Raw genomic sequence first — 15,350 nt, forward strand, 5'->3', positions numbered from 1 at the left:
CATGATCAACCTCTAGTGGTCGACCGCCTTCTCGGCCCCGGCGCCGGTCAGGGCCCGGACCTCCATCTCGGCGTACTTCGAGGCGTCGGCGACCTCCCGGCTGAGCACCGTGCCCAGCCACCCGAGCAGGAACGCCAGGGGCACCGAGACGATCGCCGGGTTCTCCAGCGGGAACCAGTGGAAGTCGATGGACGTGTCCGTGATCATCGACAGGCTGGCTCCGGTCTTGGCGTCGACCTTGCCCGAGACGGTCGGGGAGAAGGCGATCAGCACGACCGAGGAGATCAGACCTCCGTAGATCGACCACAGGGCGCCCTGGGTGTTGAAGCGCTTCCAGAACAGCGAGTACAGGATCGTCGGCAGGTTCGCCGAGGCCGCCACCGCGAAGGCCAGCCCGACCAGGAAGGCCACGTTCTGGTTCTTGGCGTAGATGCCGCCGATGATGGCCACGATGCCGATCACCACCGCCGTGATCCGCGCGACCCGCACCTCGTCGTCCGCCCTGACCTGGCCCTTCTTGATCACGTTCGAGTACACGTCGTGCGCGAACGACGCGCTCGCCGTGATGGTCAGACCCGCGACCACCGCGAGGATCGTCGCGAACGCCACGGCTGCGATCACCCCCAGCAGCAGCGTGCCGCCCAGCTCGTAGGCCAGCAGGGGCGCCGCCGAGTTCGCCTTACCGGGAGCCGCGAGGATCTTCTCCGGCCCGACCAGCCATGCCGCGCCGTAGCCCAGGACCAGCGTGAACAGGTAGAACAGGCCGATCACCCAGATCGCCCAGACCACGCTGCGCCGGGCCTCCTTCGAACTCGGCACCGTGTAGAAGCGCATCAGCACGTGCGGCAGTCCCGCGGTGCCGAGCACCAGGGCCAAGGCCAGAGAGATGAACCCGATCTTGGTGGTCGTGGTCGCGCCGTAGGCCAGTCCCGGCTCCAGCAGCGCCTGACCCTTCGGGGTGCCCGCCGCGGCGTTGCCGAGCAGTTCCGACAGGTTCAGCCCGACCTTGCCCAGCACCCACACAGTCATCAGTGCGGCCCCGATGATCAGGAGGATCGCCTTGACGATCTGCACCCACGTCGTGCCCTTCATGCCGCCGACCAGGACGTAGAAGATCATCAGGATGCCGACGACGGCGATGGTGAGGTCCTGCGCGCCGGTCCCCTTCACACCGAGCAGCAGGTTCACCAGGCCACCCGCGCCGGCCATCTGGGCCAGCAGGTAGAAGAACGAGACCGCGAGCGTGGAGATCGCTGCCGCCGTGCGGACCGGGCCCTGCCGCAGCCGGAACGACAGCACGTCGGCCATCGTGAACCGGCCGGTGTTGCGCAGCAGTTCCGCGACCAGCAACAGGGCCACCAGCCAGGCGACGAGGAAGCCGATGGAGTACAGGAACCCGTCGTAGCCGTTGATCGCGATGGCGCCCGCGATGCCCAGGAACGACGCCGCCGACAGGTAGTCGCCGGAGATCGCGATGCCGTTCTGGCGGCCCGAGAACGCGCGCCCGGCGGCGTAGTAGTCGGCCGCGGTCCGGTTGTTGCGGGCGGCCCGGATGACGATGGCCAGGGTGACGGCGACGAACAGCAGAAAGATCGTGATGTTCACCGCGGGCTCGCCCACGGTCTCGGTGGTCGCGGCGGCCAGGGTCCTCATCGCAGCTCACCGCTCTCCATGTGGGCGCGCAGGGCGTCGGCGGTCGGGTCGAACTCCCGGTCCGCCCAGCGGACGTAGTACATGGTGATCGCGAACGTCGAGACGAACTGCAGCAGGCCGAAGATCAGCCCCACGTTGATGTTGCCGAGCACCTTCGTGCCCATGAAGTCGGGCGCGAAGGCGGACAGGACGACGAACAGGAAGTACCAGACCAGGAACAGACCGGTGAGCGGGAAGACGAACCGCCGGAACCGGTTTCGCAACGTGGCGAACTCCTCGCTGGCCTGCACCTCCTCGTACGTCGTCCCGCTGGGGCGGGTCGGGTTGGTGGACATCGTTGACCTCCCGAGGACCGGTGTCGGCCACGGCGAGACCGCAGTGACCCAGGTCACTGTCGCCCCGCGCCGGGCCTCGCCGGGAGGGGTGCTGCGCCCAGCGGTCGCACCCGCCGTCCACCCGGCCCCCGCCCTGCGACGAACGGCGCGAACCGGACGACGAGCGGTGAGCACTCAAGGGACGGCCGTACCGGGACGAGATCAAGAACCCTGACATCGAAGGTCCGACCCTGGAGACACCCCGATGCTGACCGTCCCGCGGCCCCGCCGCTCGTCCGAGCTTCGACCGCCGGCCCCGGCGCCCGACCGCGCCCTCGAGGCGGCCCGGAACGTGGGCCCGGATGCGGTGACCCTCACGGGCCCCGTCGGCACGCGCTACGTCGGGGACGGCGGCCCGTACGTGATCGCGCACCGCGGCGGTGCCGCGCTGGCCCGGGAGAACACCCTGGCCGCGTTCGACCGGTCGTACGCGCTGGGTGTCCGGTATCTGGAGACGGACGTGCGGATGACCTCGGACGGCGAGTGCGTCGCCGTCCACGACGCCACCCTCACCCGGGTCACCGGGGCCGAGGCCCGCGTCGACGAACTCACCCTGTCGGGCATCCGGCGCCTGGGCATCGGCGGCGACCGGGTGCTGCGGATCGCCGACCTGCTGGCCACGTTCGAGTCCGCGAAGTTCGTCTTCGACCTGAAGGACCCCAAGGCCTTGCCGCACCTCGTCGCCCTGCTGCACCGCGCGGGGGCCACCGACCGGGTCTGCCTGGCCGGCGCCCGCGACCGCTGGCTGCTGGCCGCGCGCGAGTTGGCCGGCCCGGCGCTGAACACGGCGCTCGGCTGGGAGGCCGTCGGCCGCCTGGTGATCGCGGCCAAGGCCGGCCGCCGCCCGGTGAACCTGCCGCCGGCCGAGTTCGTCCACCTGCCGCGCACTCTCGGCCGCCGCAAGCTGCTCACCCGGCGCGTGGTCGACATCGCCCACGACCTCGGCATGCGGGTCATGGCCTGGGACGTCGAGGACGCGGACGCCATGCACCAGATGCTGGACATCGGCGTCGACGGCCTGATCACCGACCGCCCCGACCTGGCCCGCGACGTCCTGGTCGAGCGTGACGCCTGGGTGGCCCCCACCGCGTGGCCCGCCCCCGAGAAGCCCGTCCAGGGCGCCGAGCAGGAGAAGCGCACCATGGCCCGAGCTCGCCGCCTGCTCAGTCGCGGGGTCGCGAGCCAGGGCGCCGCGAGCCAAGGCGTCGTCGCGCCCTGAACCCGGCCCCACCGGCAGAGCCCGCGACCGGGCCTCAGGCGCCGGGGCCGGGCGATCCGAGCTGCAGCGACTCCGGAGCGTGCAGTCGCACCATGACCGGGGCGACGCCCCCGGGAGGCCGGGTGGCGAGCGAGACCAGCACGGTGACGGCGAACGCGAGCGGCAGGGTCCACGCGGCGGGCAGCCCGAGCAGGGCGCCGGCCCACCCGCCGCCGACGGTGCCGCTCACGGTCAGCACCACCGCGGCGCCGGCGCTCAGCCCGCCGACGACCATCCCGGCGATCGCGCCGGCCCGGGTCAGCCGGCGCCACCAGATCCCCAGCACCAGCAACGGGCAGAACGTCGACGCGGCCAGCGCGAAGGCCAACCCCACCGTGTCGGCGAGCCCGGTGCGCACCTGCAGCAGCGAGGCCACGGCCGGCGGCACGACGGCCAGCACCGCCCCGACCCGGAACCCCCTGACGCTGCTGCGGAACCGGCCGCGCAACAGGTCCTGCGAGAGCACCCCGGCGACCGCGATCGTCAGCCCGCTGGACGTCGACAGGAAGGCGGCGAACGCCCCCGCGGTCAGCAACGCCGAGACCAGGTCACCCCACGGCGCGCCGAGCATCCGCCCCGGCAGCAGCAGCACGACCATCTCGCCGTGCGGCCCGCCGCCGAGCAGGTCGGCCGTGGCCAGGTCGGGTGCGTAGATCCGGCCGAGACCCGCGTACACGGGTGGGAACAGGTAGAACAGCCCGAGCAGGCCGACCACGACCAGGACCGTGCGCCGCGCGGCCCGTCCGTCGGGGTTCGTGTACAGCCGGACCAGCACGTGCGGCAGGCCCATCGTGCCGAACAGCAGGGCGACCAGCAGCGAATACGTCCGGTACAGAGGGTGTTCCGCGCCGGTCAGGGGGGACGTCCAGTCGGCGCCGCCGGCCTGCGTCGCGGACGCCCCGCCGTCGGTGTGCCAGACCGCGAGCAGCAGGACGACGGGGGCCGCGATCGCCGTCAGCTTCAGCCAGTACTGGAAGGCCTGGACGAAGGTCAGCGAACGCATCCCGCCGGCGAGGACGTTGGCCAGGACGACGCCCAGCACCACGAGCGCTCCCAGCCACCGGGGTGCCCCGGTGGTCACCTGCAGGGCGCGTCCGGCCCCCAGCAGCTGGGGCAGCAGGTACAGCCAGCCGATCCCGACCACCAGCACCGAGGCCGTGCGCCGGACCGCGGTGGAGCGCAACCGGATCTGCGCGAAGTCCGGCAGCGTGTACGCGCCGGACCGGCGCAGCGGCGCCGCCACCAAAATCAGCAGGACCACGTACCCGGCCGTGTAACCGACCGCGTACCAGAGCATGTCGGTGCCCGAGACGAAGATCAGCCCGGCGACCCCGAGGAAGCTGGCCCCCGACAGGTACTCACCGCCGATCGCCGAGGCGTTCCAGCGCGGCGTGACCGCGCGCCCGGCGACGTAGAAGTCGGACGTCGTGCGCGACAGCCGGAAGCCCAGCGCGCCGACGCCCAGCGTGGCCAGGCACACGAACACCACCGCCAGCACATACATCCACCGGTGCCCGGCCACGGCGTCGACCAGCATGGTTGCGCGCGACCCTCAGCGCCGGCGCAGGAAGGCGACGAAGTCGCGCTCGACCCGTTCCGCCGTCCGCACGTGCCACCAGGCGGCCAGCAGCAGGACGGGGTAGACGGCCGCGCCGAGCAGCAGCCAGGCCACGGTGACCGGCCCGATCGGGTGGTCGGCGACCTGGGGCAGCAGCAGGAACAGCACCGGCAGGCCGCCCAGCCCGAGCAGGACGAGCGCGAGCAGGGCCAACCCGGCCCGCAGCTGGGAGCGCAGCAGGCCCGTCAGGTACAGCTCCCCGACGCCCGTCTGCTCGTCGATCTCGGCGGCGGCCCCCCGTCCGGGGGCGGGGTGGGCCCGGCGGCGCCCGGCCATCTGCGGGCTGGTCACCCGCACCCGCGGTGGTGGTTTCGGCTCCGTCATGAATTCGGCACGACGTCAGGCGGAGCGTTCGGTGCGGGTCTGCACGAGCTGCTCGCGCACGGCCCGCGCGTGACGGCGACTGACCGGCAGCGTGCGCCCCGACAGGGTCACCCAGAACCGGCCGGCGTCGGCGCCGAACTCCTCGACATGGGCGGCCGCCACCAGCGTGCTGCGGTGGATGCGCACGAAACCGGCTGCAGCCCAGCGCTCCTCGAGGGTCGACAGCGGGATGCGGAGCAGGTGGCTGGTCACCCGGCCCGGCCCGCGCACGTGCAGCCGGGCGTAGTCGCCCTGCGCCTCGACGTACAGCACCTGCGAGCGCCGGACGAACCGCGTGACCCCGGCCAGCTCGACCGGGATCGTCTCGTCCGGCTCTGGCCGGTCGCCCGACGCCCCCGGCGTACCCGACTCGACCGCCCGCCGCACCGCCTCGGAGAGCCGATGCGCGCGAACCGGTTTCAGCAGGTAGTCGCAGGCCTGGAGGTCGAAGGCGTCGACCGCGTGCTGTTCGTAGGCGGTGACGAAGACCAGCTGGGGGCGGCTGGCGAAGCGGGCCAGCACCCGGGCCAGGTCGAGCCCGTCGAGCCCGGGCATCGCGATGTCGCAGAACACGACGTCCACGGGCTCGGCCTCGAGCTCCTTCAGCGCGGCGGCCGCGGAACCGGCCGTGCGCAGCGATCCGATCCGCGGGTCCTGCCGCAGCAGGAAGGCGAGTTCGTCGCGCGCGGGCGCCTCGTCGTCCACCACGAGGGTTCGCAGGGGCCCGGGCGTCGTCGCCATGCCCTCGAGGGTAGGGCGTCGGCGGCGGGTCGGCCAGGCCCGGACCGCGCGAGCTCATACCGGGGAACGGGGCTGCTCACAGCCGCCCTCCAGCCGGGCCGCCCACCGTGAGGGCCATGGTGAGCACCGCACGGCACAGGGTGTCGGCCCCGCTGGTCGGGCAGATCGTCCGGTTCGGGGCGATCGGGGTGGCCAGCACCGTGGCCTACGCCCTGCTCTACCTGGGCCTGCGCCGGTTGCTCGACCCGTTCTCGGCCAACGCGCTGGCCCTGCTGGTCACGGCCGTGGCGAACACGGCGGCCAACCGGCGGCTCACGTTCGGGGTGCGCGGGTCGGACGGGCTGGCCACCGACCACACCGTCGGGCTGCTGGCCTTCGGTACCGGCCTGGCGCTGACCAGCGGTTCGCTGGCCCTGCTGCATCTCGTCACCGACCCGGGCGCCGGGGTCGAGCTGGTGGTGCTGAGCGTCGCGAACGTGGTGGCGACCGTCGTCCGGTTCGTGGCCCTGCGGTTCCGGCTGCACCGGCCCCGGCCGGGGCGGGGCGAGGCGGGGTCAGGCCTCGGGAGCGGTCACCGGCAGCAGGCGCCGCAGGTCGTCGGCGGGCGTGCCGTGCAGGACGCTCCCGGCCAGCTGCCGCAGCCCGGTGCTCGACCCGTCGCGCTGGCGGACCTGGACCTCGATCCCGCCGCGCCGGCCGCGCAGGTCGGCCGAGTCGATGGAGGCGATGTCGATCCAGGTGCCGCCCCGGTAGGCGTGCGGTTCCTGGCCGATGGCGGCCACCAGCGCCTCGAGACGTTGCTCGGCGACGGCGGCCGGTGAGGTCTGGATGACGGACCCGACGCGCTGCCGGGTGCTGGGCGGCGGCACCGGCACGATCAGCAGGCCCTGCGGGTAGATCAGCACGTCCGCGTCCTCGACGACGTCCGCCCCGGCCATCTCCGCGGTCACCTCGGCCGAGCAGATCGCGCTGGTCGGTTCCGAGCTGCGGGCGCTCAGCCGCCGGTCCATCTCGGCCCCGGCCGCGATCAGCCAGGACTTCAGCGTGGCCACGCCGTCGGGGTGCTGCGCGGCCCCCGCGACGACGGCGTCGCCGTCCCATTCGATCCAGCCGCCCCACGGGTCGCGGCGCTGAACCTGGTTGGGGCCCGACCAGTTCAGCTCGACGCGGGCCAGCCCGCGGGCGAACAGGGCGTCCTGGGCCAGGGCGGTGAGCGGCTCGATCATCCCGCCGGGCAGCCGCGGCCGGTCGGGCCGGGCCAGGGCGGCGAGCACGCCGGTGAGTGACGGCTCGGCCTCCCCCGTGCCGATCTGACCGACGAAAGTCTCTGCGCGCCGGGCGATCAGGTTCGCGCCGACGACGTTGACGATCTGCTGCCAGTTACCGGCGGGCGCGTCCTCGAGCAGGATCGCCGCCTCGATCCGGTCGAGTGTGGCCGGGTCGTCGAGGAGGCCGACGTCGGCGGGTTCGGTGTAGGCCAGGCGGCCCTGGGGGCGTTGGGCGCGGGTGTCCGCGGCGGCGTACAGCTCGGGCGCCCGGTGCATCATGATCTCGTGCAGGCCCTCGGCCAGCCGGGGCCGGACGCCGGCCTCGGAGCCGAGCGGCAGGTACTCCTCGACCAGCACCTGCCAGCCGTACTGCACGGCCAGCAATCGGTAGGCCCCGGCGAGAATCCGCTCGGCGCCAAGGATCTCGCGGGCCAGCCGTTCGGCGTCAGTCGCCAGCCGCTCGTTCGGGCCGGCCGCCAGCCGGGTGTAGAGCGTCCGGTAGACCCCGAGCGCCGGGTCCGAGAACGGCTCCTTGCGGGCGGCGGCCGACTCCAGCCGGTTCCCGATCTCCTGCACCCGCAGCGCGTGGGCCGGGCCCTCTGCGGTGTGCTTGGCCAACTCCGTGCCGAGCACCGTGGCGAACTGCGCCCGATCGAGCTCGAGCAGCACCGGCAGGCCGAGCACCAGGTTGTATCCCGTGCGCGTCCGGTTCACGGTCACCACGGCCGACCCGTCGACCGCGAGCACCTCCGGCAGGTCCAGGTCGAGCCGCTCGGCGACGTCCTCGATCGCCGCCCAGGCCCGCTTCTCCTGGTCCCGGGCCAGCGGCGCCCCGACCAGCGCGGGCCCCGGCGCGAGCCAGATGCGGACGGCGGCCCGGACTCCGGCGGCCAGGGGTGCGCCGCAGACCACGGCGAAGAGCACGCCGGCGAAGGGGTGCGCGGGGATCGAGGTCAGCGCCTTGGCGCTCAGGTACAGCAGGACGGCGCCCACCAGGGCCGGTCCGCCGACGAGGCCGATGAGCGGCAGCAGGCCGGGGTCGGAGCCGGCCCTCGGGGACGACGCCGCGCGGGTCCCGTTCGCGGCCCGGGCCGGGGCCGGGCGGGCGGCGCGTTCGGCGCGGGCCGCGCGGCGGGTGGCGTGGTGCGCCCCGGGCTGGCCGGCGGACGGCGCAGCGGCGGGGGCGGGGTCGACCCGGCCGTTGACCAGATCAATGACGACGGGGTCGGCCTGGGCCTGCGGCGGCGGGGGCGGCGGGGTCAGCGGGCGCCGGGGGGTCACGGGTGCGGGACGGGCCGGCTCGTCGTGCTGGACCAGCACGGGCGGCGTGTCGGTGACCACTCGCGGGCCGCCCGCCGGATCGGGATCGGGGTACTGGTCGGGGTAGGCGTCCGGGCGGGCGGGGTCGCCGACGTGGCCCGCGCGCCGCTCCGCCTCCCGTCTCTCGCGTCGGGACGCGGGCGGAGCCGGGGTCTGGGCGGCGCCGGTCGCACCGCGCTGATCCGAACTCACCTAGGCAGGATGCCTGAAGTCGACCCTGTGCGCGGCCCAGTTGGGCCGGGGTGAGCAGCCACTCAGGAGACTGGTGGACAGCCAGTCACGACGGCGTGACCTGCGGTTACTTTCCGTGGTGGCGCAGGTCACTGGGGTGCGAACTTGGGCACCCGGAAGCTGACCCGCAGCCCCGCGCCGGGCGCCGTCTCGACGACCAGCCCGTGGTCGTCGCCGTAGACCTGGCGCAGCCGCGCGTCCACGTTGCTGAGACCCATCGACCCGCCGCCGTCGCCCTCGGGCGACTCCCCGGCCAGCAGCCGCCGGATCAGCTCCGGGTCCGCCCCTGCACCGTCGTCGTCCACCCAGATCAGCGCCTCGGCCCCGGCGTCCTGCGCGCCGAGCGTCACGTGCCCCACGCCGAGCTTGCGCCGCAACCCGTGCCGGACGGCGTTCTCGACCAGCGGCTGGACGGCCAGGAACGGGACGGCGACCGGCAGCACCTCGGGCGCGATCTGCAACCGGACCACGAGCTGGTCGCCGAAGCGGGCCTGCTCCAGCGTCAGGTAGCGCTCGACGTTGGACAGTTCGTCGGCCAGCGTCGTGAACGCGCCGTCGCGGCGCAGCGCGTAGCGGGTGAAGTCGGCGAACTCCAGCAGCAACTCCCGCGCCCGGTCGGGTTCGGTCCGCACGAAGGACGCGATCGCGGTCAGGCTGTTGTAGACGAAGTGCGGGCTGATCTGCGCGCGCAGGGCCCTCAGCTCGGCCTCCATCGCGCGGGTCCGGGAACGGTCCAGCTCGGCCAGCGCGACCTGCGCCGAAACCCACCGCGCCACCTCCTCGGTCGCCCGGACGAGCCCGGCCGACGCCGACGGACCGTAGGCGATCAACGTCCCGACCACGACGTCGCCGTCCGTCACCGGTGCCACGACCGCCGTCCGGATCGCGCAGTCCAGCACCTCGCAGGCCCAGCCCTGAGCCTGGAGCACCTCGTGCGGCAGGCGCCGGACGTCGATCACCTGCGTGCGCCCGCCGTCCAGCACGGTGGCGGCGAGCGTGCCGGCGGCCTGCGAGTGGTGCTCGCCCGCGCCGTCCCAGGCCAGCGTCCCGCGCTCGTCCGTGAGGGCGACGGCCTCCGTGCCCAACAGGGTGCGCAGGTGCTTGACCGCCCGACGCGCGCCGGGACCGGTCAGCCCGTCGCGCAGCGGCGGGGCCGCGCGCGAGGCGGTGTGCAGCGTCTCGAACGTGGCGCGCTCGCCCGGCGTGCCCAGGTCGCGGTGCCCACGGGCCCGCCAGACGGGCACCGCGGCCGCGACCAGCACCGCGAGGACGGCGAGCGCGCCGGCCGCGCGCAGCACGTCGGCGTGCGTCGGGGTCACGTCACCCATGGTGCGGTGGCCGGGTGGGCCGCGCCTAGGGGCGTCTGGGGAGACACCCCTAGGCTCGGGGCCGTGACGACCCAGACCGAGGAAGTGCTCGGCCGCCTGCTCGACCTGCCCGACGTCCGGGAGGCGGTCGAGGCCGCGCGCGAGGCGTGCACCGAACTGCGCTGGCACCAGGCGCTGCGTCGGCGCACCAAGGAGGCCCGGGCGGAGTCGCTGATCCGCGCCGCACGCGCATCGGCCGCGATCGAGGGCTCGCGCTACCCCGACGACCTGTTCCGGGACGTCGCCCGCGGGGCCGCGCAGTTCCCGGACGACGCGTCGGGCCGGCTCGCGCTCGGTACGGTCCGCCTGCTCACCGAGGCGCAGCACTGGGAGGCGAAGGTCTCGACGTCGCCCGCGCAGGTGCTGGCCCGGCTGCACACGGTGGTGGCCGCCGACCTGCTGTCGGCCGACGCGCTCGGCCGGCCGCGCCGACCCGGTGAGCTGCCCGGTGACGGCATCGGCGAACCCGACACGGCGCCGTCCGGGGCCGCGCTGCAGTCGCGGCTGGGCGGCATCCACGACCTGATGGCGGCGCCCGCCTCGGCGCCCGCCCTGCTGGTGGCCGCCCTGGTGCACGCGGAGGTCGCGACGGCGCGCCCGTTCCTGGCCGGGAACGGGCTGCTGGCGCGCGCTCTCGCGCGCACGATCGTGATCGGGCGCGGGCTCGACCCGATGGGCGTCGTGGTGTGGGAGGCGGCCACGCTCGACGCCGGTCCGGCCTACGCGCGGGCGTTGATGGCCTACACCCAGGGCTCGCCCGAGGCGGTTGGTGCGTGGCTGAAGCAGTGTGCCGACCTGGTGGTGAAGGGCGCGGCCCACGGCCGGTCGGTGTGCGACGCGATCCTGGCCGGGCGCCTCACGTAAGGCATTGCGGGACAAGCCAAAACGGCGGTGACGGCGCCCCGCAGCAGGGCGCCGTCACCCGGCACGACGGGGGCTAGCAGAGCGCGCGCTCGGCGTTCGTCGGAGCGGGTCAAGCCCGTCTCGACGGGTCCGTACCGTGGACTGCCCGCACGTGGGTACCTCCGGCCGTGCTGTCCTCACCGACTCCCGGGGGCCGCCCAGTGGTTCTCCGGTCGCCCGGGAGTTCGTGAGACCTGTCTACTCCTGTTCGCGCGCGGCCGGTAGGGCCTACCGGCGGGTAGTCGCAGGAGTTCTCGGCACGGCGCGTCGATATGCGAGAGGCGTTGCTCGGCGCGGCTTTTGCGCGGCGTGGATGAGGGCGTGGCGGGTCAGACCGCGGAGCGGTCCCGGCGCCGGGACGTGAGCCAGACGATGCCGGCCGTCGCGGCGGCCCCGGCCCCGATCGCCACGGCGACCCCACCGGCCTTGCCGGGGTTCGGCAATCGGGGGCGGGACGCGAGCGCGACCGGCTTGGTGAAGTCGAGCACCGCCCAGCCGCGACGCACGGCCTCGCGGCGCAGGGCGCGGTCGGGGTTCACGGCGTGCGGGTGGCCGACGGTCTCGAGCATCGGCAGGTCGGTCGCCGAGTCGCTGTAGGCGTAGCTCGACTCCAGGTCGTAGCCGGCCTGCTCGGCCAGCTCGCGGATCGCCGTCGCCTTGTTCTTCCCGTAGGCGTAGAACTCGATGTGGCCCGAATAGCGCCCCTCGTCGTCCATGCCCATCCGGGTCGCGACGACGACGTCGACGCCCAGCATGGCTCCGATCGGTTCGACCAGTTCGGCGCCCGAGGCGGAGACCAGGACGACGTCACGGCCGGCGCGGTGATGCTCGGCGATGAGCGCCGTGGCCTCCTCGTAGACCAGGGGCTGGATCAGCTCGGTCAGGGTGTCGACGACGATCTGGCGCACCTGCTCGGCCTTCCAGCCGGTGGTCAGTTTCGACAGGTACTCGCGCAGCCGTTCCATCTGGTCGTGGTCGGCGCCGTTGAGCTGGAAGAAGACGTGCGCGTAGGCGCTGCGGAGCATGGCCGAGCGGCTGATCAGCCCCTCGGCGTGGAACGGCCGGGTGAAGGCCGTGGTGCTGGAGCGGGCGATCACCGTCTTGTCCAGGTCGAAGAACGCCGCGCTGCGCCCTTGAGCTCCGGTCACGGGCCCAGGATAGGTGGCCGGTGATCGGGTGGTCAGATCATTCCGGCAGCCGGGCCGGGCGGGTCATCCGGCTGGCGGAACGGTGCGCCGGCCGTTCCGATCCGTCGGTCGAGCGAGGTATGCCGCTTGCGTGGCTGCCCGATCACTACCCGTTCCTCACCGTACGGGCGGGGCATGTGACTGAATGCTCAACTTGGTCTTGCAATTGGCTGACGGTGTTGCAAGCACACGGCTGACGGGTACACACTTGTCCATGCCGGCTTAACCGCCGTGCCCGCCAGGTCCGACTCCTCCCCCCCGAGCCGGACCGGCCAGACGGCCCCCGCTCCCCCCCAGCGGGGGCCGTCGTCTTTTGTCTGCACCCTTTGCGCCGTTCGCAGGCATGTGCCCCCCGGTCCTCGGTGGCCCGCTCGTCCTGTCGTCCACAGCACGCAGGACGCCCTCCTCGCACACAGGCGACCCGGTCCCGGACGGGGTGAGGCCGCTCGGGGAGCACGCTCGACGGGTGGGCACAGTCGTGGCGACGGTCGGTGGGTGCGGTGGGGCGGGGGCCAGCGTCCTGGCCGCGGTTCTGGCGAGGGCGGGGGCCCGGGCCGGCCCGGTCCTGCTGGTGGACGTCGACCCGCACGGTGGGGGGCTCGGCGCCCTGTTCGCGGGGCGGGCGGCCACGCCCCGGACCGTGCGCGCGGTCGACCTCTCCCGCGTGCAGGGTCCCCTTCCGACCGGGGCGCTGCCGGCGGTGCTGCCCGAGGTGGACGGCGTACACCTGCTCGACGTGAACCGGTCCCGGCTCGACCGGGCGGCGGTTCCGGCGGTGGTCGCCGCCGCCCGGGCCGAGATGCGGCTCGTGGTCGTCGATCTGCCGCGCGCGCCGGGTGGTCCCGCCGGTGGGCTCGCCGGTGGGCTCGCCGCGGCGGCCGATGCGGTGCTGCTGGTCTGTCCCGCCCGCGAGCAGGCCGTCCGGGCCGCGCGCACGGTGCTGGCCGGGCTGGGTGCGGAGGTCGACGAGGTGCACCTGGTGGTGCGCCGCCCGCACGACCTGCCGCCCGCTCTGGTCGCCGGGGAACTGGGGGTCCCGTTGCTGGCCGAGTTGCCCACGGAGCGTGGTCTGGCGCGCGCCGTGGCCCGTGGCGAACCGCCGGGCCTGGCCCGGCGCTCGTCGGTGCGGGGGACGGCGGAGGCGATCCTGCGGCGGCTGCCGTCTGCTCCGGGGCCGATGGTCGGGGGCCCCGCGGAGGAACGGGACCGGGTGATCGGGCGCCTGGTCGCCGGTCCGGGGCGAGGGTGACCGTGGGGTGGCCCGGGCGTGGTCTCGGGGGTGGTCCCGTGGGTGGTCCCGTGGGTGGGCCGGTGGGCGCGGTGCCCGCCGATCGGTTGCGGCCGGTGGTCGAGCGGGTCCGGGCTCGGCTGGCCGTCGGTGACGTCCGTCCGGAGACGGTCGGTGCGGCCGTCCGGCGGGCCGCCGCCGAGTCGGGGTTGCTCCTGTCGCGGACCGACACCGAGGTCGTGGTCGGCCGGGTCCGGGCCGAGCTGTGGGGTCTCGGGCCGCTGCAGGCCCTGGTCGAGGCGGCCGGGGTCACCGACGTCCTGGTCAACGGGCCGGGCGAGGTCTGGGTGGACGCCGGCTCCGGGCTGCGCCGGGTGCCCTCCCCGCTGGCCGACGAGGCCCAGGTGCGGGCGCTCGCGGTACGGCTGGCGGCCGGGGCCGGGCGGCGGCTCGACGAGGCGGTGCCGCACGTGGACGCCAGGTTGCCCGGTGGCGTGCGGTTGCACGCGGTGCTGCCTCCGGTGTCGCCCGCCGGGACGTTGCTCTCGCTGCGGGTGATGGCCCGGACGCCGTTCTCGCTGGAGCAGTTGGCGGCCGGCGGTGGGCTGCCGCGCGCATGGCTGCCGGTGCTGGCGCGGATCGTCCGGCACCGGGTCGCCTACCTGGTCAGCGGGGGGACGGGCGCGGGGAAGACCACGTTCCTGGCGGCCCTGCTCGGGCTGGTGCCGCCCGACGAACGCATCGTGCTGGTGGAGGACGTGGGGGAGCTGCAGCCCGAGCACCCGCACGTCGTCCGCCTCGAGGCCCGGCACGAGAACGTCGAGGGGCGGGGAGCCGTGACGCTCGACGACCTGGTCCGGCAGGCCCTGCGGATGCGCCCCGACCGGCTGGTGGTGGGCGAGTGTCGGGGTCCGGAGGTCCGAGACCTGCTGGTCGCGTTGAACACCGGGCACTCCGGCGGGTGCGGCACGGTGCACGCCAACGCGGCCGCCGACGTCCCCGCGCGGCTCGAGGCGCTCGGCGCGCTGGCCGGGCTCGGGCCGGAGGCGGTGCGCGCCCAGGTCGGCGCGGGCCTGGAGGTCGTGCTGCACGTCCGTCGCCGGGACGGGCGGCGGGAACTGGTCGAGGTGGCCGTGCTGCGGGCCGGTTCCGACGGTCGGGTGGTGGTGGAACCCGCCCTCACCGCCGGCGCTGCGCCCGGGCCGGGGTGGTCGCGCCTGGCCGGACGGATCGCCTGGGAGGGGCCGCCGCCGTGACGGGAAGGGCCGGGGGGCCGCACCTCTCCCGGGAGGACGTGATCGACCTGACCGGACGGCTGTGCGCCCTGGCCCGGGCCGGAGTCGGGCCCCGCGAGGCCTGGGCGGTGCTGGCCGGGGCCGGTGGCGCGGCCGGCGAGGTGGCGCTGGTCGTGCACCGGATGCTGGCCGCCGGTGGCTCGGCGGCCGCGGGGCTGCACGCGGTGGCCGGGTCCGCACCCGGAGCGTCGCTGGAGTGGCTGGCGCTGACGTTGGAGGTCGGTGAGCGTTCGGGGGCCCCCGCCTCGCTGGTGATCGACGGGGTGGGCGAGGCCCTGCTGGCGGAACTGGCCCGCGCCGGAGAGCGGGAGGTGGCCATGGCGGCCTCCCGGGCCACGGCCCGACTGCTCGCGGGGCTGCCGGCTCTCGGGGTGGTCCTCGGGTTCGCGATGGGCACGGACGTGCCCCGCGTCCTGCTGCTGACGGGCGCCGGGCGGATCTGCCTGGGGTCGGCCCTCGCCTTCTGGTGGGCGGGCTGGGCGTGGTCGCGCCGTTTGGTGGCCGCCGCGGTCGCGACCGGGGCGCGGGCATGAGGGCTGAGCCG

At 74.5% G+C, this 15,350-nt stretch carries 13 protein-coding genes; 6 read left to right on the forward strand and 7 right to left on the reverse strand.

Features of this window, described 5'->3' with window-relative positions:
- Window positions 1-12 precede the first annotated feature (12 nt).
- Together ACIB24_RS04460 and ACIB24_RS04465 are read right to left on the reverse strand one after the other, a co-directional pair.
- On the reverse strand, window positions 13-1,653 hold the full coding sequence (locus ACIB24_RS04460) for a cation acetate symporter (RefSeq protein ID WP_398275721.1): 1,641 nt from the start codon (window positions 1,651-1,653) through the stop codon (window positions 13-15).
- Complete coding sequence (locus ACIB24_RS04465) at window positions 1,650-1,988, reverse strand: DUF485 domain-containing protein (protein WP_398275724.1); 339 nt, start codon at window positions 1,986-1,988, stop codon at window positions 1,650-1,652. The genes ACIB24_RS04460 and ACIB24_RS04465 overlap by 4 nt, the downstream gene beginning before the upstream one ends.
- A gap of 244 nt (window positions 1,989-2,232) precedes the next feature.
- Here ACIB24_RS04465 and ACIB24_RS04470 point away from each other — a divergent pair, with 244 nt between their 5' ends.
- Window positions 2,233-3,246 (forward strand): glycerophosphodiester phosphodiesterase family protein, encoded by a 1,014-nt coding sequence (locus ACIB24_RS04470; RefSeq protein ID WP_398275727.1) that lies wholly within the window; start codon window positions 2,233-2,235, stop codon window positions 3,244-3,246.
- Window positions 3,247-3,280: 34 nt separating this feature from the next.
- Here ACIB24_RS04470 and ACIB24_RS04475 read toward each other — a convergent pair whose 3' ends face one another.
- Genes ACIB24_RS04475 through ACIB24_RS04485 form a run of 3 tightly spaced genes read right to left on the reverse strand, consistent with a single transcriptional unit; the run spans window position 3,281 to window position 6,007 of the window.
- Complete coding sequence (locus ACIB24_RS04475) at window positions 3,281-4,822, reverse strand: cation acetate symporter (protein WP_398275730.1); 1,542 nt, start codon at window positions 4,820-4,822, stop codon at window positions 3,281-3,283.
- Between the two features lie 15 nt (window positions 4,823-4,837).
- A complete protein-coding gene (locus ACIB24_RS04480; RefSeq protein WP_398275733.1) occupies window positions 4,838-5,227 on the reverse strand; it encodes a hypothetical protein in 390 nt (129 codons plus the stop codon).
- A gap of 15 nt (window positions 5,228-5,242) precedes the next feature.
- Complete coding sequence (locus ACIB24_RS04485) at window positions 5,243-6,007, reverse strand: LytR/AlgR family response regulator transcription factor (protein WP_398275736.1); 765 nt, start codon at window positions 6,005-6,007, stop codon at window positions 5,243-5,245.
- A gap of 116 nt (window positions 6,008-6,123) precedes the next feature.
- Here ACIB24_RS04485 and ACIB24_RS04490 point away from each other — a divergent pair, with 116 nt between their 5' ends.
- Complete coding sequence (locus ACIB24_RS04490; RefSeq protein ID WP_398275739.1) at window positions 6,124-6,828, forward strand: GtrA family protein; 705 nt, start codon at window positions 6,124-6,126, stop codon at window positions 6,826-6,828.
- Window positions 6,829-8,915: 2,087 nt separating this feature from the next.
- Here ACIB24_RS04490 and ACIB24_RS04495 read toward each other — a convergent pair.
- A complete protein-coding gene (locus ACIB24_RS04495; protein ID WP_398275742.1) occupies window positions 8,916-10,154 on the reverse strand; it encodes a histidine kinase in 1,239 nt (412 codons plus the stop codon).
- 63 nt (window positions 10,155-10,217) lie between these two features.
- Here ACIB24_RS04495 and ACIB24_RS04500 point away from each other — a divergent pair, with 63 nt between their 5' ends.
- Complete coding sequence (locus tag ACIB24_RS04500; RefSeq protein WP_398275745.1) at window positions 10,218-11,057, forward strand: hypothetical protein; 840 nt, start codon at window positions 10,218-10,220, stop codon at window positions 11,055-11,057.
- Window positions 11,058-11,425: 368 nt separating this feature from the next.
- Here ACIB24_RS04500 and ACIB24_RS04505 read toward each other — a convergent pair whose 3' ends face one another.
- Window positions 11,426-12,244, reverse strand: a complete 819-nt coding sequence (locus tag ACIB24_RS04505) for an HAD family hydrolase (protein WP_398275748.1) — start codon at window positions 12,242-12,244, stop codon at window positions 11,426-11,428.
- 505 nt (window positions 12,245-12,749) lie between these two features.
- Between ACIB24_RS04505 and ACIB24_RS04510 the strand changes: the two genes are divergently transcribed.
- From ACIB24_RS04510 to ACIB24_RS04520, 3 genes are read left to right on the forward strand one after another with little or no spacing between them, the layout of a single operon-like run.
- Entirely contained in the window at window positions 12,750-13,532 is a 783-nt protein-coding gene (locus ACIB24_RS04510) for a hypothetical protein (RefSeq protein ID WP_398275751.1), read from the forward strand.
- Window positions 13,533-13,570: 38 nt separating this feature from the next.
- Window positions 13,571-14,767, forward strand: coding sequence for a TadA family conjugal transfer-associated ATPase (locus tag ACIB24_RS04515; RefSeq protein WP_398275754.1), 1,197 nt, complete (start codon window positions 13,571-13,573; stop codon window positions 14,765-14,767).
- Window positions 14,764-15,339, forward strand: a complete 576-nt coding sequence (locus ACIB24_RS04520) for a type II secretion system F family protein (protein ID WP_398275757.1) — start codon at window positions 14,764-14,766, stop codon at window positions 15,337-15,339. Before ACIB24_RS04515 ends, ACIB24_RS04520 begins: the two co-directional genes overlap by 4 nt.
- Window positions 15,340-15,350: the final 11 nt, after the last annotated feature.

This window comes from Spongisporangium articulatum (assembly GCF_044465595.1).
Taxonomy (GTDB): Bacteria; Actinomycetota; Actinomycetes; order Actinomycetales; family Kineosporiaceae; genus Spongisporangium; species Spongisporangium articulatum.